The organism is Xenorhabdus bovienii SS-2004 (assembly GCF_000027225.1).
GTDB lineage: Bacteria > Pseudomonadota > Gammaproteobacteria > Enterobacterales > Enterobacteriaceae > Xenorhabdus > Xenorhabdus bovienii_C.
In genome coordinates this window covers 866,685-889,436 of sequence record NC_013892.1, presented here as the reverse complement: position 1 = coordinate 889,436, position 22,752 = coordinate 866,685, and the positions used below count along the sequence as shown (strand labels likewise).

Annotated in this window: 23 protein-coding genes and 4 pseudogenes; 8 read left to right on the top strand and 19 right to left on the bottom strand. The window is 47.5% G+C overall.

Annotated features, from left to right (window positions below; genetic code table 11):
- The first annotated feature begins 190 nt into the window (after positions 1 to 190).
- From XBJ1_RS03785 to XBJ1_RS03775, 3 genes are all read left to right on the top strand, one after another.
- Positions 191 to 943: a M48 family metallopeptidase gene (locus XBJ1_RS03785; protein ID WP_012987445.1), complete on the top strand. Its 753-nt coding sequence runs from the start codon at positions 191 to 193 to the stop codon at positions 941 to 943.
- A gap of 101 nt (positions 944 to 1,044) precedes the next feature.
- Positions 1,045 to 1,263, top strand: coding sequence for a hypothetical protein (locus XBJ1_RS03780; protein ID WP_143827624.1), 219 nt, complete (start codon positions 1,045 to 1,047; stop codon positions 1,261 to 1,263).
- A 63-nt stretch (positions 1,264 to 1,326) separates the two neighbouring features.
- Positions 1,327 to 1,812: an IS6 family transposase gene (locus XBJ1_RS03775; RefSeq protein ID WP_012987443.1), complete on the top strand. Its 486-nt coding sequence runs from the start codon at positions 1,327 to 1,329 to the stop codon at positions 1,810 to 1,812.
- 65 nt (positions 1,813 to 1,877) lie between these two features.
- Here the strand turns inward: XBJ1_RS03775 and hpaA are convergent, their stop codons facing one another.
- From hpaA to XBJ1_RS03725, 10 genes are all read right to left on the bottom strand, one after another.
- Entirely contained in the window at positions 1,878 to 2,774 is an 897-nt protein-coding gene (hpaA, locus tag XBJ1_RS03770; protein WP_012987442.1) for a 4-hydroxyphenylacetate catabolism regulatory protein HpaA, read from the bottom strand.
- Positions 2,774 to 4,141 carry a 4-hydroxyphenylacetate permease gene (hpaX, locus tag XBJ1_RS03765; protein ID WP_012987441.1) on the bottom strand — a complete coding sequence of 456 codons (1,368 nt, stop codon included), beginning with the start codon at positions 4,139 to 4,141 and terminating at the stop codon, positions 2,774 to 2,776. The genes hpaA and hpaX overlap by 1 nt, the downstream gene beginning before the upstream one ends.
- Positions 4,142 to 4,283: 142 nt before the next feature.
- Positions 4,284 to 5,090, bottom strand: coding sequence for a 4-hydroxy-2-oxoheptanedioate aldolase (gene hpaI / locus XBJ1_RS03760; protein WP_012987440.1), 807 nt, complete (start codon positions 5,088 to 5,090; stop codon positions 4,284 to 4,286).
- A gap of 30 nt (positions 5,091 to 5,120) precedes the next feature.
- Positions 5,121 to 5,933 carry a 2-oxo-hept-4-ene-1,7-dioate hydratase gene (gene hpaH, locus XBJ1_RS03755; RefSeq protein WP_012987439.1) on the bottom strand — a complete coding sequence of 271 codons (813 nt, stop codon included), beginning with the start codon at positions 5,931 to 5,933 and terminating at the stop codon, positions 5,121 to 5,123.
- Positions 5,934 to 5,939: 6 nt separating this feature from the next.
- Positions 5,940 to 7,424 carry an NAD-dependent succinate-semialdehyde dehydrogenase gene (locus XBJ1_RS03750; protein WP_012987438.1) on the bottom strand — a complete coding sequence of 495 codons (1,485 nt, stop codon included), beginning with the start codon at positions 7,422 to 7,424 and terminating at the stop codon, positions 5,940 to 5,942.
- 63 nt (positions 7,425 to 7,487) lie between these two features.
- On the bottom strand, positions 7,488 to 7,877 hold the full coding sequence (locus tag XBJ1_RS03745; RefSeq protein ID WP_012987437.1) for a 5-carboxymethyl-2-hydroxymuconate Delta-isomerase: 390 nt from the start codon (positions 7,875 to 7,877) through the stop codon (positions 7,488 to 7,490).
- A gap of 12 nt (positions 7,878 to 7,889) precedes the next feature.
- Positions 7,890 to 8,780: a 3,4-dihydroxyphenylacetate 2,3-dioxygenase gene (gene hpaD, locus XBJ1_RS03740; protein WP_012987436.1), complete on the bottom strand. Its 891-nt coding sequence runs from the start codon at positions 8,778 to 8,780 to the stop codon at positions 7,890 to 7,892.
- Positions 8,781 to 8,831: 51 nt separating this feature from the next.
- A complete protein-coding gene (gene hpaE, locus XBJ1_RS03735) occupies positions 8,832 to 10,298 on the bottom strand; it encodes a 5-carboxymethyl-2-hydroxymuconate semialdehyde dehydrogenase (protein WP_012987435.1) in 1,467 nt (488 codons plus the stop codon).
- Positions 10,295 to 11,059, bottom strand: a complete 765-nt coding sequence (locus XBJ1_RS03730; RefSeq protein WP_012987434.1) for a fumarylacetoacetate hydrolase family protein — start codon at positions 11,057 to 11,059, stop codon at positions 10,295 to 10,297. The genes hpaE and XBJ1_RS03730 overlap by 4 nt, the downstream gene beginning before the upstream one ends.
- Positions 11,056 to 11,733: a fumarylacetoacetate hydrolase family protein gene (locus XBJ1_RS03725; protein WP_012987433.1), complete on the bottom strand. Its 678-nt coding sequence runs from the start codon at positions 11,731 to 11,733 to the stop codon at positions 11,056 to 11,058. Before XBJ1_RS03725 ends, XBJ1_RS03730 begins: the two co-directional genes overlap by 4 nt.
- Positions 11,734 to 12,120: 387 nt before the next feature.
- On the opposite strand from XBJ1_RS03725, the gene hpaR reads away from it, so the two are divergent.
- Positions 12,121 to 12,567, top strand: a complete 447-nt coding sequence (hpaR, locus tag XBJ1_RS03720; RefSeq protein WP_012987432.1) for a homoprotocatechuate degradation operon regulator HpaR — start codon at positions 12,121 to 12,123, stop codon at positions 12,565 to 12,567.
- Positions 12,568 to 13,088: 521 nt separating this feature from the next.
- Here hpaR and XBJ1_RS03715 read toward each other — a convergent pair.
- Positions 13,089 to 13,277, bottom strand: a pseudogene (locus tag XBJ1_RS03715) (IS1 family transposase); the annotation flags it as partial.
- A 59-nt stretch (positions 13,278 to 13,336) separates the two neighbouring features.
- Here XBJ1_RS03715 and XBJ1_RS20535 point away from each other — a divergent pair.
- A protein-coding gene (locus XBJ1_RS20535; protein WP_143827612.1) for an IS1 family transposase occupies positions 13,337 to 14,031 on the top strand; the annotation gives its coding sequence in 2 pieces (ribosomal slippage) (positions 13,337 to 13,592 and positions 13,592 to 14,031; 696 coding nt in all).
- 28 nt (positions 14,032 to 14,059) lie between these two features.
- Positions 14,060 to 14,664: pseudogene (locus XBJ1_RS19410) on the top strand (IS1 family transposase); the annotation flags it as partial.
- A gap of 83 nt (positions 14,665 to 14,747) precedes the next feature.
- Here XBJ1_RS19410 and XBJ1_RS21245 read toward each other — a convergent pair.
- The 8 genes and pseudogenes from XBJ1_RS21245 to cobA all read right to left on the bottom strand — a co-directional run.
- Positions 14,748 to 14,953: pseudogene (locus XBJ1_RS21245) on the bottom strand (IS1-like element transposase); the annotation flags it as partial.
- Complete coding sequence (locus XBJ1_RS21240; RefSeq protein ID WP_143827623.1) at positions 14,883 to 15,185, bottom strand: hypothetical protein; 303 nt, start codon at positions 15,183 to 15,185, stop codon at positions 14,883 to 14,885. The pseudogene XBJ1_RS21245 and the gene XBJ1_RS21240, both read right to left, overlap by 71 nt.
- Before the next feature lie 50 nt (positions 15,186 to 15,235).
- A complete protein-coding gene (locus XBJ1_RS03700; RefSeq protein WP_143827622.1) occupies positions 15,236 to 16,072 on the bottom strand; it encodes an SEL1-like repeat protein in 837 nt (278 codons plus the stop codon).
- 93 nt (positions 16,073 to 16,165) lie between these two features.
- A pseudogene (locus tag XBJ1_RS22300) lies at positions 16,166 to 16,363 on the bottom strand (VOC family protein); the annotation flags it as partial.
- Entirely contained in the window at positions 16,364 to 16,717 is a 354-nt protein-coding gene (locus tag XBJ1_RS03690; RefSeq protein WP_012987427.1) for a tRNA-binding protein, read from the bottom strand.
- A gap of 129 nt (positions 16,718 to 16,846) precedes the next feature.
- Positions 16,847 to 17,707, bottom strand: a complete 861-nt coding sequence (locus XBJ1_RS03685) for a GHMP kinase (RefSeq protein ID WP_012987426.1) — start codon at positions 17,705 to 17,707, stop codon at positions 16,847 to 16,849.
- Positions 17,700 to 18,773, bottom strand: coding sequence for a threonine-phosphate decarboxylase CobD (gene cobD, locus XBJ1_RS03680; RefSeq protein WP_012987425.1), 1,074 nt, complete (start codon positions 18,771 to 18,773; stop codon positions 17,700 to 17,702). Before cobD ends, XBJ1_RS03685 begins: the two co-directional genes overlap by 8 nt.
- On the bottom strand, positions 18,773 to 19,573 hold the full coding sequence (gene cobA / locus XBJ1_RS03675; protein WP_012987424.1) for a uroporphyrinogen-III C-methyltransferase: 801 nt from the start codon (positions 19,571 to 19,573) through the stop codon (positions 18,773 to 18,775). Before cobA ends, cobD begins: the two co-directional genes overlap by 1 nt.
- Positions 19,574 to 20,372: 799 nt before the next feature.
- On the opposite strand from cobA, the gene XBJ1_RS03670 reads away from it, so the two are divergent.
- Both XBJ1_RS03670 and cbiB read left to right on the top strand, forming a co-directional pair.
- A complete protein-coding gene (locus XBJ1_RS03670) occupies positions 20,373 to 21,767 on the top strand; it encodes a cobyrinate a,c-diamide synthase (RefSeq protein ID WP_012987423.1) in 1,395 nt (464 codons plus the stop codon).
- Positions 21,764 to 22,738, top strand: a complete 975-nt coding sequence (gene cbiB, locus XBJ1_RS03665) for an adenosylcobinamide-phosphate synthase CbiB (RefSeq protein WP_012987422.1) — start codon at positions 21,764 to 21,766, stop codon at positions 22,736 to 22,738. Before XBJ1_RS03670 ends, cbiB begins: the two co-directional genes overlap by 4 nt.
- Positions 22,739 to 22,752 lie beyond the last annotated feature (14 nt).

Genomic DNA, 22,752 nt, shown 5'->3' with positions numbered 1-22,752 from the left:
GAAAAGCGATTTAGTTAAGTAAGCTTAAACTAAATTATTTTTCTTATGATTTTATTATTTTGTTTAAAATGTTATCAAATTCACATAATCATAAATATTAGGTTTATTTCTATTATTATTTTTAGCAGAATCCACGGTCTTTTAATGCTTTTAAAATAAAAAAGTTGCTTGTATGGCAAAGGGAAACATTATGAAAATTAAAACTCTTGTTGCAGTAGCAGTTTCTGCTGTAATTCTGACAGGTTGTAAGAATATTGATCATGGAATGCTGGCTAGCTCTGGAATGCAATTATTTCAGGCGGCGACGCTAAGTGACTCTGATGTCAAACAGTTTTCTGACCAAGCATGTAAGGATATGGATGCACGGAATAAAACTGCACCGGCATCCAGCCAATACACTAAACGTCTGAACAAAATCGCCAAAGCATTAGGTAGCGAAGTTAACGGCACACCGGTTAACTATAAAGTTTATCTGACTGATGATGTGAACGCATGGGCAATGGCTAACGGTTGTGTACGTGTATACAGCGGCCTGATGAAAATGATGAACGACAATGAAGTCGAAGGCGTTCTAGGCCATGAAATGGGTCACGTTGCACTGGGTCACTCCCGTAAAGCAATGCAGATTGCTTATGCTACAGTTGCTGCACGTACCGCAGCTACATCAGCCGGTGGTGTAGCTGCACAACTAAGCGATTCTCAGTTTGCAGCACTGGGTGAAAAACTGATCAACTCGCAGTTCTCACAACATCAGGAAAGTCAGGCTGATGACTTCTCTTATGATCTGCTGAAAAAACGCAATATCAACACTGGAGGTTTAGCATCCGGCTTCGAGAAACTGGCTAAACTGGGCAGTGGTAAATCCAGCATGTTTGATTCACATCCGCCTTCACAGGAGCGTGCTCAACATATTCGTGATCGTATCACAGCAGATAAGAAATAATAAGTTCTGTACAGATTGTAGCGGTGTCAGTGGCACCGCTTTTAAACAAATAAACCGCACTATTTTATGCTATAAACAGATACCTTTCTCATGTTTTCGATATGAATATAACTGACTCAGGCATACATATGGTGTGTCGGTTAAAAGACGGTTTTAATGAAGAAGATATTATTACACATTGCAGGCAATTAAATTTAGGGGCACAACCATTATCACGCTACTGTATTCATTCTTTTTCTGATAACGCTATTCTTTTTGGCTATGCCGCCCATATCCCAACTGAAATTAACGAAAATATAAAACGACTGGCGAATTTTTAGGTTCTGTTGCAATAAGCAAAGCCTTGGTAATATCTCACTTATTTGTTGATAAAAGTATCGTCAATGTCGTTGATACGAAAAGCCTTCAAACGGTTGCATTACCCCGTTGATATCATTCTAAGTCTACGCAATCTCGAAGAGATGATGACCGAGCGAGGGATACGTGTTGACCATTCTCCCTTATACCGTTGGGTTATCAGGCTCACACCATTACTGGGTAAGGCCTTTCGTCGACATAAACGTCCCGTGGCTCGTGGCTGGTGTATGGGTGAAACCTATATCAAAATCAAAGGTCAGTGGAAATACCTGTATCGGGCGGTGATACCTCCGGTCAACCTATTGATTTTTTTATTGACCGCCAACCGAGATACCGCTGCCGCTTTGCGTTTTTTCCGTAAAGCCCTACGCCACTACGGGGAGCCTGACATCATCACCCTTGATAAGAGTGGGGACAACACCGCCGCCATCGCCTTGCTGAATACTCACAACCTGAAGATAAGATATTGTCACCGACAGAGATGTTTTATCGATTGGCTGAATAAAGAGTAACGAACTCCACATTGACTTAGACTTTCTCCGTTAATGCAACAGAACCGTTTAAAATCCCCTGCATTTTACACACTCCTCTCCCGCCAAACACTTGGTGCACATCCCATTAACCGATTAAAAAAACGCGTAAAATAAGCCGGATCTTTAAATCCCAGCTGATACGCAATTTCAAACACCGGGCTGTCACTAAACAGCAGCAGCCGTTTTGCTTCCCGTAATAATCGGTCAAAAATCAATTTTTTGGGTGGCCGATTGGCAAACCTTCGGCACATATCTTTGAGGCGAGATTCGGTAATTCCCAGTTTTTCCGCATATTCCGGTACAGCAAGATGCTGATGATAATGCTGTTCAATCAACTGGTTAAAACGCTGAAACAGTTTTAGTTCTCCTCTTACCCCGCCAGAGCGGTGATCATCAAGGGGAATGCTGCGCAGCAGAAAGGTAAACAGTGATTGCGCCAGAAATGCCAGTGATTGTTCACGTCCTGCGAATTGATTGGCAGATTCACGCCCGATCAGCGCCCAATAGTGATTGAATGTCGCCAATTCATCGGGCTTATCTGCCACAGAAAGGCAGATGGCCGGAATATCAACCAGTTCCCGATGGGTGGGGTAGAGCGAATTGAGCAGCGGCGTAATCAATGCTTGACGCACCGTCAGGACATAACCATCGGTATCTTCCTGCGTAAAGAAAGCGTGAGGAACCGAAGGAGGCGTCAGGATAAACAGCGGTGCCTGTACTGAATAGCGTAGTTCATCCAGTTGCAGCTCAATCCGTCCGGTCACCAGATAGTGAAGTTGAAAAAAACCATCATGACGATGCGCCTGCATATCACGGCCAAAGAACGCGGCCATGCGACCAAAAGTCTGATAGTGCACATCGTCAGATCCCTGCGTTTCATCATAGTCTTTACTGATATCAATATTGGTAATAATGACTTTGCGTGTGTTGGAGGCTGGCATCAATAGTTATCCCCTGAACGCTGCGTTTGCTTCATCGGGATAAATGAAACCATCAAAGCCCCGATAATCAGCAGTCCGGCGACGAAATAGAGACCTGAGTTGAAACTGCCCGTTTGATCTTTTAGCCAGCCAATCAACAGCGGGCTGACAGCAGAACCCACATTACCTGTGGCATTGATGACGGCGATCCCAATGGCACGGGCGCGCAGGCTGATGGATTGATCCGGCGTAGTCCAAAATACCGCCATGGCCGTAAATGACCCCGTGGAAGCCATGATAATCCCCAGCAGTTGCACCATGCTGTGGTCAGTCAGTGAGGTCAAAACCCAGCCTGCTGCCGCGAACAGATAGGGCAGGGCAGTGTGCATTTTCCGTTCTTGCAGACGGTCTGAGCGGCGACTCCAGTAAATCATTCCTAAGATAGTGCAGAATTGGGGAATAGCAGTCAGCAGACCGATCATCACATGACTGCTCCCCTGATTGAAACTCTGCATAATTTGCGGCGTCCAGATATTAATGGCACTCAGAGTATTGGTCAGGCAAAAATAAGCGAAAGTATACATCAGGACAATCGGGGTAAAAACTTCACGCCACAGGCTGGTTTTGGAGCTGGCCGGGCGACTGGATTGCACTTGCGAAAGTTTATCGCGCTCCATCATCTCCTGAAGACACTGTTTATCTTCACGCGTCAGCCACTTAGCTTTTTCCGGTGAGTCATCCAGATAGAACCAGACGACAAAACCGAGCAGAACAGAAGGGAAGCCTTCCAGCAAAAACAGCCATTGCCAGCCACGCAGATCCCAGATGCCATCCATTTCCAGAATATAACCGGAGGCCAGCGAGCCAAACGCCATTGTGACCGGCATCGCGATCATAAACAGGGCATTGGCGCGGGCGCGATAATAGGCGGGAAACCAATAAGTCAGGTAGACCAGAATCCCCGGCAGGAAACCCGCTTCCGCAATGCCGACCAGCATACGCAGGATATACAGGCTTGTCGGGCCGGTGGCAAACATCGTGGCAGTAGAAGCGATCCCCCACAGCACCATGATGGTGGCAATCCAGCGACGGGCGCCGACAACACTGAGCATCACATTACTGGGAATGCCGAAAATCACGTAAGTCGCGTAAAACAGCGTAGCAGCCAGCCCAAACATCGTAGACGACAGGCCGAGATCTTTTCCCATCGTCAGACCGGCAAAGCCGATATTGATGCGATCAAGAAAGGAAAACACAAATAGAACAAATAAAAACAGGATCAAGCGGCGGAACAATTTGTTGATGACGTTTTGCTGCCGATCGGTGAGTTTTTGAGGTGGGTAAGCCGGATTTTCTGGCTCTTGTATGGCTTCAGGTGGGCTGCTCATTGTCGTTACCTTTTTTATTATACGATGCGTGTCGCGTTTTTATGGAAACTGGCATGAAAACTGTCACTGTATTGGCAGATGCTGCGATTGACATCTGCCATGTAGGAAAATCGATTGTGGTGTTATCAGTAATCAGAATGATTTAATAAGTGCTCAATGAAGACGGGGTTATCTTCTCCTGTTTTTTGCCGAAGCGCGCTGCCAGCGAGTTAGCAGCTGTTGTCAGCAACGTTGTATCGACCCCGACGGCAACAAATAGTGCACCCAGATTAAGGTAATGTTCCGCCGTTTCGACATGGGTCATTAAAATCCCTGCGGCTTTGTCTGATGCCGCTATCTGACGGATGGCCTGCTCAATGGCTGCTTTGACTTCAGGGTGCTGAGGGTTACCGGAATAGCCCATATCTGCACTGAGATCGGCAGGGCCGATAAACACGCCATCGACACCTTCGACGGTCAGAATATCCGGCAGATTGCGCAGGGCTTCGCGAGTTTCCACTTGTACCAAAACACAGATTTCATCATTGGCACGAGCCAGATAATCGGGAATGCGATTCCAGCGGGAAGCCCTTGCCAGTGCACTGCCTACGCCCCGAATGCCGGCGGGAGGATAGCGGGTCGCACGCACGGCTTCGCGGGCTTGCTCCGCGTTCTGAATCATCGGCACCAGCAACGTCTGTGCGCCGATATCGAGAAGTTGCTTAATAAGCACCTGATCGTTCCATGGTGAGCGAACAACCGGCTGGCTTGGATAGGGTGCAATTGCCTGCAATTGGGTCAGGATTGAGGGAATATGATTGGGCGCGTGTTCGCCATCAATCAGCAGCCAGTCGAACCCGGCTCCTGCCAGAATTTCCGCGCTGTATCCACTGCACAGGCCAAGCCATAAACCGATTTGTGGATGCCCTGCTTTCAGGGCTTGCTTAAATCTATTGGTTAACAGATCCATAAACTTACCTTCAAACGTAACGTCCGGCCATTAAACAAAATGGCAGCTAATTGAACCCATTGCGCCGTAATCCACATGAAAAGTATCGCCTTTGCGGGCAGGCACCGGGCGGGTAAAGGAACCGCCAAGAATGATCTGACCAGCTTCGAGCTGGACACCGTGCAGAGCCAGTTTATTGGCTAACCATGCGACACCATTGGCAGGATGGTTAAGCACCGCAGCCGCTACGCCGGATTCTTCAATCACCCCATTACGATAGAGCAGGGCGCTGACCCAGCGCAGATCCAGCTCATCCGGCCTGATGGGGCGCCCGCCCATAATGACACCGCCATTGGCGGCATTATCAGAGATCGTATCGAACACTTTACGCGGGCGCTGGGTCTCAGGATCGATGTTGTGACTGCGGGCATCGATCAACTCCAGCGCCGGAATGATGTAATCTGTGGCGTTATAGACATCAAACAGCGTACAGTTTGGGCCACGCAGGGGTTTTGCCAGCACAAAGGCCAACTCTACCTCAATGCGCGGCACAATAAAGCGCTCGCAGGGAATATCACTGCCGTCCTGAAAAAACATATCATCCAGTAATGCGCCATAGTCCGGTTCCTCAATTTGTGAACTGACTTGCATGGCTCGGGATGTCAGGCCGATTTTATGCCCTTTGAGCACCCGGCCTTCCGCGATTTTCAAGTTAACCCACTCACGCTGAATGGCGTAGGCGTCTTCAATCGTTATTTCTGGGTAATCCAGTGAAATCTGCCGGATCTGCTGCCGGTTTTTTTCTGCCTGATGTAAACGGCGTGCAACCTGTGATATGACTTCTTGCTGTAGCTGCTGTTGCATAGCGTGTTAAGCTCCTTTAGTGCCCAAACCCCCAAAACAGAGATATTTCACTTCTAGATAATCTTCGATACCGTAACGTGAACCTTCACGCCCCAGACCAGACTGTTTTATGCCTCCGAATGGAACAACTTCGTTGGAAATCAAACCTTCATTGATGCCGACCATGCCGCTTTCCAGTGCTTCTGCCACCCGGTAAATCCGGCCAATATCGCGGGAATAGAAATAAGCCGCGAGGCCAAATTCTGTATCATTGGCGAGGCGAATGGCTTCTGCTTCATCGCGGAATTTGATCAGCGGCGCCAGTGGGCCGAAGGTTTCTTCATGGCTGACCCGCATGGAATCATCCACATCGGCCAGCACGGTGGGTTCAAAGAATAACCCACCCAAGGTGTGGGACTTGCCGCCGGCCAGAATACGCGCGCCGTGGGAAACCGCATCGCTGATATGTGCCTGTATTTTTTCCACAGCCGCCTGATTAATCAGTGGCCCTTGTTGTGGCACAGGTTGTGATGAATCGCTATGAGTCGGCCCGACGCGAAGTTGTTTGACAGCATGAACCAGACGTTCAGCAAACGCATCATAAACGCCTTCTTGTACCAGGATCCGGTTGGCACTGACACAAGTCTGTCCGCTGTTGCGGAATTTCGTCGCCATCGCGCCTTCCACAGCTGCATCAAGATCCGCATCATCAAAGACAATAAAAGGCGCATTGCCGCCCAGTTCGAGAGAAAGCTTCTTGACGGTATCGGCACTTTGCGCCATCAGTAACTTGCCAACACGGGTAGAACCGGTAAAAGAGAGTTTGCGTACGATAGGGCTTGAAGTCAGTGTTTCGCCAATTGCTTTGGCATCTATACCGGTGACAATATTCAGGACACCTGCCGGAATGCCCGCCTGTTCAGCCAGTACTGCTAATGCCAGCGCAGACAGCGGAGTTTCTGCGGCAGGTTTCAGTACAACCGTACAACCTGCGGCCAGTGCCGGGCCAACTTTACGGGTGATCATGGCATTGGGGAAATTCCACGGCGTAATCGCGGCTACAACGCCTATCGGCTGTTTGATGGTCGCGAGACGACGACCCGGCATCGGTGATGGGATAGTTTCGCCATAAATGCGTTTACCTTCTTCCGCAAACCATTCGATAAAACTGGCACCATAGGCAATTTCTCCCATCGCTTCCGCATGGGGTTTTCCCTGTTCGGCACTCAGCAGTTCCGCTAACGATTTTTGGTTATCCATGATTAGATGGAACCATTGCTTAAGCTTTTGGCTGCGCTGCTTGGCAGTCAATGCCCGCCATGCGGGAAGGGCAGTCTGGGCGGCTTCAATGGCTTGTTGCGTCTCTGCACAACCCATATCACTGACATTGGCAATAACTTCGCCATTGGCGGGATTGATAACGGCAAACGTCGTTTTATTATGCGCATCAACCCATTGACCATTGATATAAGCCTGTTGGCGCAGCAGTAATGTCTCTAGATGATTGGTCATGATTTTCTCTTCATTATGCAAAAAGGTGAACTTTATTGTGCTGAATTATGCCATTCGTTAAGTCTAATCTTTTGATTTAAACAGCTGATGTACATTATTCGATTTATAATTCAGGATCGGATCAAGTTCTTCCATTGTGAAAGAGAGTCCAAGATAACGCTGTGCCATCAAATCGGCAAAGTGTGTTTTGATTAACGTAAACAGCATTTCACCGACCTGTTGACGATCCTCGAGGCTGCGTCCTGCGCCGATTTTCAGCGTCATGTGGACAAAGGCGTAATCTTGTTCGCCATCTGCCATTTGCCATGTATCCAGCCAGATTGCGCGGCTGCGGATGCCGCCCAGCGGGAAAATCCCCGTCTCGGCCAGCGCCTGATTCACGTTGGCAAACAGCGCCGGTAATCTGGCGGATTCACGGATATTTTCGGTACATTCAGCGTAAAAATGTGGCATGGTCTGCTCCTGTCAGGCTCTGATTTTTTCGGTGGTTTGTTCATTAACCGCATCATCAGATAGCGGGAAAACGGCGTTCACTTGCCCTGTTCCTGAACTGGCGAACAATTCGGTGAGAAATTCCACCTTACCGTCGTATTTGTCCCAACCGAGCAGGCCGAGCAACATCACTGTGTCGTGCATATTGCCTTCACCACGGCAATATTGCGCATACTCTGGCAGCATTTTGCAGAACTCCTTGAACTGACCTTCCTTCCAAAGTTGCACCACTCGGCGATCCATCTGCTCATCAAACTCGCGGGTGTAGCTGTTCATTCCTTCTTCGGCGCGTTGATCATCAATGAAACTGTGCGACATCGAGCCGCTGGCCAGTACCGCTACCGTACCGTCATATTTCTCAATCGCCCGCAACACGGCTTCACCCAGCTTGCGGCTGTCTTCAAAGGCATGAACGGTACAAAAGGCCGAAATCGAAATTACTTTGAAATGATGGTCACTGTTCATATAACGCATGGGAACCAGTGTGCCGTATTCTAATTTCAGGCTGGAGATTTCATGTGATTGAGCGCGAACCCCCATCTGGCGGGCTTCTTCCGCAATCATCCGGCCGAGTTCAGGATTGCCGTCATATTCATAAGTCATATCGCGAATAAAATGCGGTAACTCATTACTGGTATAAATGCCGGAAAAGTGTCCGGCACAGTTGATATGATAGGCACTGTTGACCAGCCAGTGGGTATCGAACACGATGATCGTATCGACGCCCATTTCATGGCAACGGCGGCTTATCTCTTTGTGACCATCAATCGCCCCCTGCCGGCAGCCATGATGTTTACCCGGCATTTCAGATAAATACATCGAGGGTACATGTGTAATTTTCGCGGCTAACGCTAACTTTCCCATAAATCCTCACTTGATATCAGGACGATGAACCGTGGTTAACGCTGGGATCAATTACACTCCCCAACGAGGAATGGGATGATCTCCCATTGAGATACAGACGTTTTTCACTTCGGCAAACACTTCAAGACTGTATTCCCCGCCTTCGCGTCCTGTACCGGAGGCTTTCACACCGCCGAACGGCTGGCGTAGATCGCGAACATTCTGGGAATTGACGAACACCATGCCGGCCTCAATGCTACGTGCCAGACGCAGAACTTTGCTGACATCCTGCGTCCAGATATAAGACGCCAGACCGTATTCCACATCATTGGCCATGCGCAGGCCGTCCTCTTCACTTTTAAAAGGCAGCAGACAGGCAACGGGGCCGAAGATCTCTTCCTGTGCCACGCGCATCCGGTTATTCACATCTGCCAGCACGGTTGGCCGCAGAAAATGACCCTTTTTCAGATGATCAGGCAGATCGGCGGGCTTATCAGAGCCGCCGGCCAGCAGCGTTGCTCCTTCTTCAATACCGAGACGAATATAGCCGGAGACTTTTTCCCAGTGCGACTGACTGATTAAGCTACCGACCTGAGTATTCGGATCTTGTGGATCGCCTACACGCAGGCGATTGGCGCGTTCAGCAAAGCGTTTAACGAATTCGGGGTAGATACTTTCTTGAATGAAAATACGGGAACCGGCGGTACAGCGTTCGCCATTGAGGGAGAAAATCGTGAACAGCGCTGAATCCAGCGCACGTTCAATATCCGCATCTTCAAAGATCAGAACAGGGGATTTGCCACCCAGCTCCATCGAATATTTTTTCAGGCCCGCACTTTGCATAATCCGGCGGCCAGTTGCGGTTCCTCCCGTAAACGAGATCGCCCGCACATCATGATGTTTTACCAGCGCATCGCCGGCGGTATTGCCATATCCCTGCACCACATTCAGCACACCAGCCGGAATACCCGCTTCCAGCGCCAGTTCGCCCAGACGGTTGGCGGTCAATGGGGAAAGTTCAGACATCTTCAGCACGGCGGTATTGCCCAGCGCCAGACACGGTGCCACTTTCCACGTTGCAGTCATGAAAGGCACATTCCACGGAGAAATCAGCGCACAAACCCCGACAGGCTGGATCAGCGTATAGTTGAGCATCTTGTCATCAACCGGATAAGTCCGCCCGTTCATCTGCTGGCAAATCTCAGCGAAGAAATCGAAATTATGGGAAGCGCGCGGGATCAGCACATTTTGCGTCTGGTGGATGGGCAGGCCGGTATCCTTGGTTTCCATCGCGGCAATATCGGGTACATTCTGGTCAATCAACTCCCCTAAACGGCGCATCAGGCGGGCACGTTCTTTCATTGGCGTATCCGCCCATTTGGGAAAAGCGTCTTTTGCCGCTGCAACCGCCTGATCAATCTCTGTCTGCCCACCGGATGCCACTTGCGCCAGCACTTCGCCGGTGGCGGGATTGGTGGTTTCAAAATAGGTGTTACTGGCAACGTTCTTGCCGTTGATCCAATGATTAATAGTGGTCATGACAGGTTTTCCTCATATTCTTGCTGGCTGACAATGTGATTCACCAGGCTCCCGACACCTTCGACGGACACAATCACTTCATCACCCGGCACAACATCTGACAGCCCTTTCGGCGTTCCTGTGGCAATCATGTCTCCCGGCTGTAGTGTCATAAAACTGCTCAGGTAGGCAATCAGGAAAGGAATATCAAAGATCAGGTCTGCCGTTGTGCCGCGTTGACGTAATTCCCCGTTGACCCGGGTGCTCAATATCAGGTTATGGGGATCGGCTATTGCATTTTTATCCACGATCCACGGGCCTATCGGGGTGAGCGTATCGCGGCTTTTCACGCGCAGATTGGGACGATAATAATTTTCCAGATAATCACGGATAGCGTAGTCATTACAGACGGTATAACCCGCGACATAACCCATAGCCTGTTCTCTGGAAACATTGCGGGCGGGTTTGCCAATCACAACAACCAACTCCGCTTCATAATGCATGTATTCCACATTGTCCGGCCGGACGGAAACCTGACGATGGCCGGTTAGACTATTGGCGGCTTTGATGAAGATCAGCGGCTCTTCCGGTGGCTTAAATTCCAGCTCCGTGGCGTGGTCGGCATAATTCAGTCCCAATGCGAACAGGGTGCCATTGGCAGGAGGGAGCCACAAAACATCGCGTCCGCTGACGACGCACCCATCAGACAGCAGGATATTTTCCTGCTCATCGACGATAACACTCATTTCTTGGTTCTGATAACGTACTCTGGCTTGTCTCATGACTGACCTCCCGCCTGCGCCATTCCTTCCAAATCGCTACCTTTCAACGTGATGTCTTCCAAAACGACTGTGTTTTTCAACGCAGGAAAACCTTCAGCTTTGACCGTGACGATGTCGTTAGGGTGGAGAGTAACACGCTGATGGGGGGTGCCGAGCAGGATGACATCGCCTTCGTTTAACGTGGAAAAATCACTTAATGCCGCCAGGAGTTCCGAAGCAGAACGCACAAGATCGCGGGTTGACCAGCGATCAACTGCCTGACCGTTGATTTCAGTGATGATATCGAGTGAATCTACTGATTTTGTTGTGATTATCTGGCCTATCGGACAAAATCCATCCCGGCATTTTTCTTTGATAGCGGGACGATAAAACGAAGTTTCTGGCAGGCTGACCTCATTGGCCAATGCATAACCCGCGATATATTGTTCTGCATCCTGAATAGAAACTTTACGGGCGGTTTTGCCAATCAGCAGTGCCAGCGTTGCACCGCTTTGTACCGTTTCCCCGATGGGATGAGGAATAATATCACCGGAGACAATCACCGTATTGCGGGGTTTAATAAACCAAATTGGAGTTTTTGGTGGCGTTTTATAAGGTAGCTCATCAAATGCCTCATGCCAGAAATCGAGTTGACTGCGATGGTTGAGGGCGACGGCAAAAACAGTGCCTTTCATTAACAACTCCTTGAAACCTGAACGACGTATCGCAAGATTGTTTATTAATATATTAATAAATCAACTGCCGTCAATGTTCAATATGTTAATGTAATTGTTAATTTTAATTGTGATCCATGTAACATCATTCTAGTATTGATTGTTTTTCCCACAGAAAGATCAAATTGTTATCTTAATTCATAAGGTCATTTGGCATTGAATTTAACTTATTTTTAACTTTTGTTTGGCAGAATAATTTTATTTATTTGTTAATGTTGAATTCTTTTCCCTTTGTAGATAATTATGACCATGTTAGTCTTTTTGACGTTTATGTTGTCTATAATGAATAGCGTACGCGTTCAGTTTATAGAGAATGACTAGTGGTTAACTTAAGAGTCACCTTTACTTATGCATGAATCCCTGACAATTGCATTGCTTCAGGCACGGGAAACCGCAATGGGTTTTTTCCGTCCTATTTTGAAAAGCTATAACTTGACTGAGCAACAATGGCGTATTATTCGTGTACTTGCGAGTAGCCGTTCGATTGATTTCCATGATTTAGCTTGTCTCACCTGCATCTTACGCCCAAGCTTGACGGGCATTCTGACACGTATGGAACGTGATGGACTTATCTTCCGCCTGAAACCAATGAATGATCAGCGTAAGCTGTATGTTTCCCTGACACCGGCTGGTCAGGAGCTTTACGAACAGGCCAGAGAGCAGGTTAATGATGGTTATAAGGCGATTGAAGATGCTTTTTCTCCAGCAAAATTGGCTCAGCTTTTAGCGTTGCTGGATGAGTTTACTTCCATCGGAAACCTCGTTCAGGAAGATATAGAGACAGAAAATGAGTAGCTGATAGCGGTACCACATTAATATATTAATTAAGTGATTTATTAAATGGTGGAATAAAAGCCGCCGGAATGAACTGTTTGTGTGTTTTTAGCAGTTTATTGCGGCGGTTTTTCTATTTTTAATGGGAAAATTGAGTCTGAAATAGCGCAAATAAGAAAAATATTATGAGTAGAAAAATTGAAGTATTAATATTTCTGTTAGTATTTTTTTAATGGGTCTGTCGGATATATTGATACACATTTTTATCATTCAAAATAAAAAATCTAACATATCGGATTTATCCTCATAAAAATTAATAACCAACATTTGGTATATATATCCCTGAAATGAATAAGGATGATTTCCCTTTGTTATTACTAGCTTTTGTTAATGAGAATCATTTGTGTTTTAATGTCGACGCTTTAGATAAAGAAAATAGATGGCATTAAGTATTACTATTATTAAATTATTTTTTTGTTTAATTTTTTATTAAATATTGACAGGATAATAAATAACTCATTAAAAGTCATGACTCCAATTTATTTATCTATGCGTTGGGTATAACGCTTGCTGGCCACATGCAGTTTCCCCGCTAACGCCTTTTCATAACTTTGCCAACCATCCGTCATATAAATAATAATATTGAAAGGAGTCAGCAAAGCCAGTAGGCGCATTAATGTCTTTTTTGTCCTGTAATCAAAAACATGGGCGATCACTTTTCGTCTTATCCTAGGTCATGTATTAAATGGTTAGTTGCTGTGATATGCTTCCGGCTTTTTAAGGATGAAGTATGGCCAAAGTTGATGTCTATTGCCGTTATTGCCACAAATCAGAACAGGTCAAAGGACATGGGAAAGGAAATGGCGGACATCCTCGTTATCGCTGTTATAGCTGCTGTAAGGTCTTTCAGTTGGCGTATACCTATCAGGCCTGCAAACCCGGCGTTAAAGAACAGATTGTCGATATCGCGATGAATAACGGGGGAATTCGTGACACCGCTCGGATCCTGAAAGTCGCCACCGCCACCGTCATGAAAACATTAAAAACCTCAGACCCCGAAACGTAACGACACTTCCCCTTGCGGAATGTGGCATCCAGATTGTCTGTGAAATCGACGAGCAATGGTCGTTTGTCGGCAATAAGAAAAACCAACGCTGGCTTTGGTATGCTTGGGAACCCCGCCTGAAGCGAATAGTGGCTCATGTTTTTGGCGATCGCAGTCGAAAAACGTTAGACAAGCTGCTTACCCTCTTATCTTCCTTTACTATTCGGTTTTACTGCACGGATGACTATGTTGTTTATGACCCACTTCCCGAGGAAGAGCACTTGACTGGAAAGGCGTTTACTCAGCGTATAGAGAGAACGAATTTAACGCATCGTACCCGAATCAAAAGGCTGAATAGAAAAACCATTGGGTATTCAAAATCGGAAGAAATGCACGATAAAGTGATAGGAACCTTTATTGAACGTGAACATTATTTTTAATACCTAATCTAATCATTTAATACATGACCGCTGTTATAGCTGCTGTAAGGTCTTTCAGTTGGCGTATACCTATCAGGCCTGCAAACCCGGCGTTAAAGAACAGATTGTCGATATCGCGATGAATAACGGGGGAATTCGTGACACCGCTCGGATCCTGAAAGTCGCCACCGCCACCGTCATGAAAACATTAAAAACCTCAGACCCCGAAACGTAACGACACTTCCCCTTGCGGAATGTGGCATCCAGATTGTCTGTGAAATCGACGAGCAATGGTCGTTTGTCGGCAATAAGAAAAACCAACGCTGGCTTTGGTATGCTTGGGAACCCCGCCTGAAGCGAATAGTGGCTCATGTTTTTGGCGATCGCAGTCGAAAAACGTTAGACAAGCTGCTTACCCTCTTATCTTCCTTTACTATTCGGTTTTACTGCACGGATGACTATGTTGTTTATGACCCACTTCCCGAGGAAGAGCACTTGACTGGAAAGGCGTTTACTCAGCGTATAGAGAGAACGAATTTAACGCATCGTACCCGAATCAAAAGGCTGAATAGAAAAACCATTGGGTATTCAAAATCGGAAGAAATGCACGATAAAGTGATAGGAACCTTTATTGAACGTGAACATTATTTTTAATACCTAATCTAATCATTTAATACATGACCTTATCCTATCGTCGGCATAAAAGAGCCAACGGGGCGGCTTTACCGATTTGGGTTTGAGTTTTTTAAATGACGAAGCACGGTATTCAGGCCAATCCCCATCACTCGTGCTGTCGCCCGGCATCCATCCCATTCATAGCCATATCGACGATTTGCTTATGGGTGCCGGGACGACAAGCAGCATAAGTGAACTCAAGTTGCCAGAAATGACGGCAGGATTGGCAGAGATAACGTTGATGACCAGAACGTGAGCGCCCGTTGCGATATTGGCAAAATCAGGCGCTGACGGAAGCGACTTCCCGCAATATTTGCTGGAGCAGCGTTTAAAAAACGCCAATAACCCTGAACATGCGGACTATTGGCAGCAGCATATTGCGGCAGGATTACCTTTAATGGACGATGCCACTTCAAGACTGGCGAATGGCGATGAGTCGTTTTATGATTGAGTTCGGTGATCGCCTTGACGGTCATTACTAAGAAAAGGTATTTACACAAAATGGTATACAGGCTCCCCTTGCAAGGTAAACAAACGTCTCCATTTCTTTTTACTTTGAGAATTCTTTAATTGCCTCATTATTCTCAGTTAGCTCCTTAAACCACAAGCAAGCCTCTATGTCTCCATTCTTACATGCAAGCCCAAACATATCTCTGCCACGCTTAAAGTCTTTGGTCACCCCTTGACCAAGAAGATACATCATGGCGAGATGAAACTGTGACTCTCCGTGATTTTGTCGGGAGGCATTTTCAAACAATTGCCAGGCTATCTGGTAATCGCGCAGCACTCCGGAATTTCCCCCATAATATATCACACCGAGTTTGTACTGGGCTTCAGGTAGATCTTGTGCCGCAGCTTTCTCAAACCATTCTCTGGCAATCTTGATACTTTGCTCTACACCGCGCCCGTGAAGATAAATCATTCCAAGCTGGTACTGTGATATTGCAATATTTTGCTGGGCTGCTTTTTCAAACCAATCTCTGGCTTTGTTTAGATTTTGGTTATCATTCTCATTATTGTAAAAATAGATAAGCCCGAGATTATTTTGAGCCTTAGCAAAATTTTGGTTGGCCGATTTTTCAAACCATTCGATGGCTGTCTGTATGTTTTCAGGCGTGCCTTTTCCTGTCATATACATTACGCCAAGGTAATTTTCCGCTTCCGCCGAATTCTGTTGGGCCGCTTTTTCAAACCAACTCTTCGCTAGTTGATAATCCTGTTTCACTCCTTGGCCGTGGAAATACATGACTCCAAGATCAGTTTGTGATTTAGCATCACCGCCAATTGCCGCAAAACGCAAAGTTTCTAAACTCACCTCACTTGCATAAAGAAATCCGTTGGTGAATAACGCCATCATTAAAATGATAGAGGATAAGTATTTTTTCACTTTACCTTTTATCCTTCCCTTAGCTGCTGTTCAATTTATCTCAGATTTAGCCCAATTTGATTGGGCTAAATCTGTTGATAATAATATGGCTACCTACTGTAAAACTGCATTCTGATACAAATCCCACCGGTTTCCGTAAATATCCTCAAATACCACCACCACACCATATTCCTCCTGACGGGGTTCTTCACAGAAATGAACGCCGTTTTCTTTCATTTTGTGGTAATCACGCCAAAAGTCGTCAGTTTGCAGGAAAAGGAATACTCGTCCACCACACTGATTACCAATAAATTACAGTATCCGGGTTCCCAGAGTCACGTCTCGTTCTGGCTGGAGCAGTACGGTGCCTTGATCGTCACAGACGGCGGCCAGAACGAGGACTTCTGACTTAAAGCCTGCCACTCTTCTTGGTGGAAAGTTGACAACTGCCAACACTTGTTTGCCGATTAATTGTTCTTCTGTGTAGTTTTGGCATATCTGGGCGGAGCTCTGTTTTTCACCGATATCACTGCCAAAATCGATATAAAGTTTATAGGCTGGCTTAATGGCTTTTTCGTTTTTTTCTGCTTTGATGATTTTGCCTACACGGATATCGAGCGACATAAAGGCGTCAAAGGTGGCAGGTTCGAGATGTATATTTTCCATAATGTATGACGGGTTGTTCAAATAATATTATTTAACATAAGCATAATGCGAAACAATATTCAGGGCAAAATGACTTTCGATTTATGGAATGTTGATCGCAATGAGTCGTCCTCTGGCAAACTATTCCTGTTAACGCACTCCACCCGCAATCATTTTGACAGGGTGTATCTGTGGGTAGTAGTCAGAAATGGGTTTCTGACCTAACTGCCAGAACAGGTCATCCATATCGTGCTGATGGCTGTTGCATAGCAGGCCGACGATACTGCCGCTATGGGCGACATTCAGGCCGTAAATTCCACTTTGTTCGACTAAATCCAATAATTGATAAAACCGGGGCTTAGGCAGTATCGGCTGATTCGCGATGGCGCTCAGGGTGCAGGCTTCCCCTAGACGAGAGTTGTCATGATGTTTATTTGCGATGCGAAACTGCTGCCATGCCTGTTGGAGCAGCGGCGCACTTTCCAGCAAGAGTTGACGGCGATCCCGCCGATGGTGCTCTTCCGTCAAAATAGTTTGCCGACTTTCCAACAGCAAAATATCGATATCCGGCTGCCATGCGAAGGGGATCTGAGTTTGAGCGGTCAGGTGATCGAACAACGTTAATGATTCAAATACCGTGCTGTCAGTCGGTTCGAGCTTGACACAGAGTTGCGCGAGGGTGGTGCTGTTCAGCGATTTACCCAGTAATTTGGCCGTGGCGTGTGCGGTGGCGGCAATATCTGCGGTGCTGCTGGCCATGCCTTTGGCAACCGGAATGGTCGATTGGTATTCAATGCGCAGGCAGGCCGATAATTCAGCAGGTTCATTCCAGTGTTCCAGCAGCAATTCCACCATCTGGCGCATACGTGGCCGTTCATCAGCAGAGGCATGGCCCTCGCTGACCGCGACACAACTGAACCAATTAATGGGACAGGAGATCAGTTTCTCTCCGCCGAATAGCCATCCTTGCAGCAGTTCTCCACAGGAAGCCGGGCAGCAGGCTTCAGCCATGTGCGAAAACGTGCTGTATGGCGGCGGTCAGGCGTCGGTTTTCCCATTCGCTGCGTACGGCGATTCGATAGTAACTCTCGTCCAAGCCAACATAGTTTTTGCAATGGCGGATCAGCAGTCGGTGCTCAAGCAGAGTGTGCCATAGATCAAGATTGGGCTGATGGCAGCGAAAGAACAGGAAATTCGCGGAAGGCGGCCAGACGGTGAGTTCAGGGCAGGAGGAAAGGTACGTCCATAGATAATGTTGTTGTGATTTTAGCCATTGATGGGTGGCGGTAATATAAGCCTGATCATCCAACAAGACTTCACCCACCTGCGCCGCAAGGGCATTAATAGACCACGGTTCACGCCGGTTTTTCATCCACGCCACCCCTGCGCAATCCCCGCTGACCAGATAGCCTAGCCGCAACCCCGGAATGGCGAAGAATTTTGTCAGTGAACGCAGCACATAAAGGTGGCGGGTGGCGGCAATGTGCGGGATCAGGCCTCGGTTATCGGGCAGAAAATCAATAAAGGCTTCATCAACAATCAGCGCTATGCGGTGCTCTTCACAATGTTGCCCCAGCGATTGCAGAAACCGGCTGTCTGGCATTAAACCGGTTGGGTTATTGGGCGTAGCTATAAAGACACAATCGGGTTGAAGAATTGTCAGTGTATCCAGCAGGCGTAGATCGGGTTGAAATCCTGCGTCTTCTGTTAATGGATACGCGATGATCTCAGCCCCAACGTGCTGCAAAGCTCGGCGGTATTCGGCAAATCCGGGGGTGAGGAGCAGGGCGCGTTTCGGGTTGAGGTAACGGACAACGGCGTAGATCAGTTCTGTTGCACCATTGCCTGCTATTACCGAAGCGGTATCGCACTGATGGGCGTCAGCCAGTACCTGATGCAAATGGCGATATTCTACGTCGGGATATTTTTCGATGCAGGCAAGGTTATCTTTAATCAGCGTCTTCACCCGTTCCGGGGCACCCAGCGGGTTGATATTGGCGCTTAAATCGATGAGTTCGTTGGCCGGAATGCCGAACTGTTGGGCAACTTCGATGATATTGCCGCCGTGTTCACTCATTATGTCACCAGCCGGGTGAGAGGATTCATCATGACTGCGGTTGAACTGAGCGCAATGGGGGTGGAGGTAAAGGCGAGTATCTCAGTTAACCGGACGACATTGCCAATCACAATTAATGCGGGCGCATGTAGTTGGTGATGTTCAACTTCTGTGGTCAGCGTTGCCAGTGTAGCGATGGTCATCTCCTGTCTGGGCTGGCTGGCATACATAATTACCGCTGCGGGCGTAGCGGGAGGTTTGCCGAATTGTATCAATTGCTGGCAGATTTCGGCCAGACGGCTCATGCCCATCAGAATAATCAGCGTGCCATCCAATTGCGCCAATGCGCGCCAGTTCTGTGGCTCCTTACCTAGGGAAAGGTGGCCGGTCACCACATGGAAGCCGGATGCATAATCGCGGTGGGTAACGGGAATACCGGCATAAGCCAGCCCGCCAATGGCGGAACTGATACCCGGAATAATTTCAAATTCGATACCCTGTTGTGCCAGCGTTTCTGCCTCTTCGCCCCCGCGTCCGAATACATAGGGATCACCGCCTTTCAGGCGCACGATTTGTTTCCCGTCCAGTGCGTGTTTAACCAGAATCTGGTTAATTTCTTCTTGCGGGATCGGGTGGTGATTGCGTTCTTTGCCAACGTTAATGATGTCGCAGTGTTCTGGTGCCTGTGCAATCAGCTCAGGATTGACGAGACGATCATGCACAATAACATCCGCAGATTGAATGTAATGCAGCCCTTTAACAGTAATTAACGCTGCTTCGCCCGGGCCTGCTCCGATTAGCCATACTTTGCCTTTATTCATAGAACTCCCTTTATATTTTCCTTCTTATATAGAAGTGTATAGGGAACGCGGGTGGTATGAATGATACTTAATAACCGGATTGTATTTTTCTCGTTATTTAACATTAATTCAATCTGGTTTTTAATTTAACGTATTATTACGTAAGTGTGAATGAAATGGATTTGATTTAGGTCAATATTCATTTATTTAAAAATAATGGATTCTTTTGATTCATATAATAATCATCTGAAAATATTTATTTGTATGAAGGTTTTTTGGTCATATTAATGATCTGTATTTTGGTTTGCCTTATTGTTTTAATATAAAAAGAAAATATTATTCAATGTGTTATGTTTATTTTAATGTAGATATATTTGTTTTTTCTATAATTATTTTTATTTACCCATGAATAAAAATAGTGTTTAAAATTCAATAAATATGAACAAGATCACAAAATTAATCATGTGTGTATTTATAAATAGTGGAACTATTTATTTTAAAAGGTGATTAATAACGCTTCGTTATTTTAATATAAAACTCTGGTTTGTAATGATAATGATAATGTTAATGTATTCTTTGTGTGATTAATAAACGGTTGTTTTAAGACTCTATGGGGTATTTTATTAATATAATAATGAAATAAACTTATTATTATATTATTAAGGTTATGCGTGTGTTTTATTATTTAAAATAGGTTGAATCTGTTTTATTTGATAAATATCAATGAGAGAGATCGGATATTCCAGTTTTAATAGCAGGTAATAGTTTTAGCTAAATGGTCAGGGTAAATAGTTTGAAGTAAATAGTCTGGGGAAATCCTATGCGGCAGAAATATGCTTTTGTCATTGCAGGTACAGGCAGCGGATGTGGCAAAACCACCGTCACACTGGGGATTATGCGAGCACTAATGTGCCGCCAGTTACGGGTTCAGCCATTCAAGGCGGGGCCTGATTATCTGGATGGTGGCTGGCATCGTGCGGTGACGGGGGTAGCCTCCCGCAATCTGGATGCTTTTATGCTGCCTGTCCCTATTCTGAATGGCCTGTTTAATCAGGCTGTAGCCGATAAGGATGTTGCTGTTATTGAAGGCGTCATGGGGCTATATGATGGCTATGGTGCAGACCCTGATTATTGCAGTAGCGCGGCGTTGGCAAAGCAGCTTGGCTGTCCGGTGATTTTAGTGGTGGATGGCAAGGCGGTATCTACATCCATTGCTGCCACAGTGATGGGATTTCAGCACTTTGATCCTTCCGTCAATATTGCGGCTGTGCTGATCAACCGGGTGAACCATGATAGCCATTTTCAGTTGTTGAAACAGGCGATTGAAGACTATTGCGGGCTTCCCGTCTTGGGGCATATTCCCGTCATGCCGGATATTGCACTGCCTTCCCGTCATCTTGGGCTGATCCCGGCCCAAGAGCGAAATAGTCAATATGATGAACAGTGGCAGCATCTGGCGCACCAGATAGAAACGACGGTCGATCTGGACACGCTGCTGGCGCTGACTCCATTACCGGCATTACCGCAAGGCGATATCACTTCCCTTGTCGATCCGGCGATTGGTCAGGGGTTGACGCTGGCACTGGCGGAAGATGAAGCCTTTCATTTTTATTATTCCGATAACCTGCTGTTGCTGGAACACGCGGGTGTGGTCATCAAACGTTTCAGCCCGTTGCACGATAGCCAGTTGCCGGAGTGTCAGATGATCTATCTGGGCGGGGGATATCCTGAAATGTATGCCCAGTCACTGGCGGCCAATCACGCGATGCATGAGGCATTGCGTCAGGCGCAGCGACAAGGCATTGCCATATATGCGGAATGTGGCGGCCTGATGTATCTCGGTGATGCTCTGACCGATGTACAGGGCGTCCGCCACTCTATGGTGGGTTTGATTGCCGGTGAAAGCCGGATGGGAAATAGTCTGAAACGCTTTGGTTACTGCGAGGCGACGGCGGTATGCGACACGCTTTTGGTGGCGAAGGGGGAAACCCTGCGCGGGCATGAGTTCCATTATTCTGATTTCACGTCTGCCCAGCCGCCGGTATTCCACTGTACCAAACAGCGTAGCGGCATGGTGCAGAAAAGCTGGTTTGGCGGATATCAAAACGGCAATACGCTGGCGGGGTATCTGCATGTTCATTTTGCCCAACGCCCTGATTTGCTCCATCGCTGGCTGACGATCGCCCGCAAGCAGATGGCAAGGGGGCAATCATGACCGTTTTACTTTGGTTTGCGGCGTTTGTTCTCGATATGAAACTGGGCGATCCCCCGCATTGGCCGCATCCGGTGCGCTGGATGGGTCGGCTGATCAATCAGGCTGAACGCGTTATTCGTGGGCGATGCAAAACCGACGCTGATTTGAAATGGGGCGGGGTGGCCTTGTGGCTGGTGGTGGTGGGCAGTGTCTGGCTGATGAGTTATCTGGTTCTGTGGCTGGCTTATGGTGTGGCGTTCTGGTTCGGCATGCTGGTGGAAGTCTGGCTGATTTATACCGTGCTGGCCGGACGTAGCCTGAGTGATGCGGCCAATGCAGTCTATCAGCCATTGAAACAGGGCGATCCGGTGGCCAGCCGTCAACAACTGGCTCAGATTGTCGGGCGGGATACATCACAGTTACAACCGCCGCAAATCAGCCGTGCTGCCATTGAAACGGTGGCAGAAAACAGCGTGGATGGCGTGATTGCTCCGTTGTTCTTCCTGATGATTGGCGGCGCTCCACTCGCGATGGCTTATAAGGCGGTCAATACCCTTGATTCGATGGTGGGCTATAAGACGCCCCGTTATCGGGCGCTGGGCATGTTCTCGGCTCGCATGGACGATGTGGCAAACGGGATACCTGCGCGTTTGGGCTGGCTTTTGCTGGCGCTGGCGGCGAAGTGGCTGGGGTTGAATTTTCGTCAGGCACTGCGTATCGGCTGGCGTGATCGCTACCAACACCGCAGCCCCAACAGTGGCTGGCCGGAAGCCACGGTAGCAGGCGCATTAGGTATCCGGCTTGGCGGGCCGAGTGTCTATTTTAATCAGCGGGTTGAAAAACCGTGGATCGGTGACGCACGGCGTGAAGTCACACCGGAAGATATCCCGCAGTCCGTGCAGATGATGAGGGTAGCATCGGTGATGGCGCTCCTGCTGTTTGCGTTGCTGCATAGTCTGGTCAGTGTAACGCCATTCAACGCAGTGCTATAAGAAGAGGAAACACG

Excerpts from the sequence above, each read along its gene's own strand:
- XBJ1_RS03785 (WP_012987445.1), top strand. The coding sequence starts at position 191 with ATGAAAATTAAAACTCTTGTTGCAGTAGCAGTTTCTGCTGTAATTCTG.
- XBJ1_RS03780 (WP_143827624.1), top strand. The coding sequence starts at position 1,045 with ATGAATATAACTGACTCAGGCATACATATGGTGTGTCGGTTAAAAGAC.
- XBJ1_RS03775 (WP_012987443.1), top strand. The coding sequence starts at position 1,327 with ATGTCGTTGATACGAAAAGCCTTCAAACGGTTGCATTACCCCGTTGAT.
- hpaA (WP_012987442.1), bottom strand. The coding sequence starts at position 2,774 with ATGCCAGCCTCCAACACACGCAAAGTCATTATTACCAATATTGATATC.
- hpaX (WP_012987441.1), bottom strand. The coding sequence starts at position 4,141 with ATGAGCAGCCCACCTGAAGCCATACAAGAGCCAGAAAATCCGGCTTAC.
- hpaI (WP_012987440.1), bottom strand. The coding sequence starts at position 5,090 with ATGGATCTGTTAACCAATAGATTTAAGCAAGCCCTGAAAGCAGGGCAT.
- hpaH (WP_012987439.1), bottom strand. The coding sequence starts at position 5,933 with ATGCAACAGCAGCTACAGCAAGAAGTCATATCACAGGTTGCACGCCGT.
- XBJ1_RS03750 (WP_012987438.1), bottom strand. The coding sequence starts at position 7,424 with ATGACCAATCATCTAGAGACATTACTGCTGCGCCAACAGGCTTATATC.
- XBJ1_RS03745 (WP_012987437.1), bottom strand. The coding sequence starts at position 7,877 with ATGCCACATTTTTACGCTGAATGTACCGAAAATATCCGTGAATCCGCC.
- hpaD (WP_012987436.1), bottom strand. The coding sequence starts at position 8,780 with ATGGGAAAGTTAGCGTTAGCCGCGAAAATTACACATGTACCCTCGATG.
- hpaE (WP_012987435.1), bottom strand. The coding sequence starts at position 10,298 with ATGACCACTATTAATCATTGGATCAACGGCAAGAACGTTGCCAGTAAC.
- XBJ1_RS03730 (WP_012987434.1), bottom strand. The coding sequence starts at position 11,059 with ATGAGACAAGCCAGAGTACGTTATCAGAACCAAGAAATGAGTGTTATC.
- XBJ1_RS03725 (WP_012987433.1), bottom strand. The coding sequence starts at position 11,733 with ATGAAAGGCACTGTTTTTGCCGTCGCCCTCAACCATCGCAGTCAACTC.
- hpaR (WP_012987432.1), top strand. The coding sequence starts at position 12,121 with ATGCATGAATCCCTGACAATTGCATTGCTTCAGGCACGGGAAACCGCA.
- XBJ1_RS03690 (WP_012987427.1), bottom strand. The coding sequence starts at position 16,717 with ATGGAAAATATACATCTCGAACCTGCCACCTTTGACGCCTTTATGTCG.
- XBJ1_RS03685 (WP_012987426.1), bottom strand. The coding sequence starts at position 17,707 with ATGGCTGAAGCCTGCTGCCCGGCTTCCTGTGGAGAACTGCTGCAAGGA.
- cobD (WP_012987425.1), bottom strand. The coding sequence starts at position 18,773 with ATGAGTGAACACGGCGGCAATATCATCGAAGTTGCCCAACAGTTCGGC.
- cobA (WP_012987424.1), bottom strand. The coding sequence starts at position 19,573 with ATGAATAAAGGCAAAGTATGGCTAATCGGAGCAGGCCCGGGCGAAGCA.
- XBJ1_RS03670 (WP_012987423.1), top strand. The coding sequence starts at position 20,373 with ATGCGGCAGAAATATGCTTTTGTCATTGCAGGTACAGGCAGCGGATGT.
- cbiB (WP_012987422.1), top strand. The coding sequence starts at position 21,764 with ATGACCGTTTTACTTTGGTTTGCGGCGTTTGTTCTCGATATGAAACTG.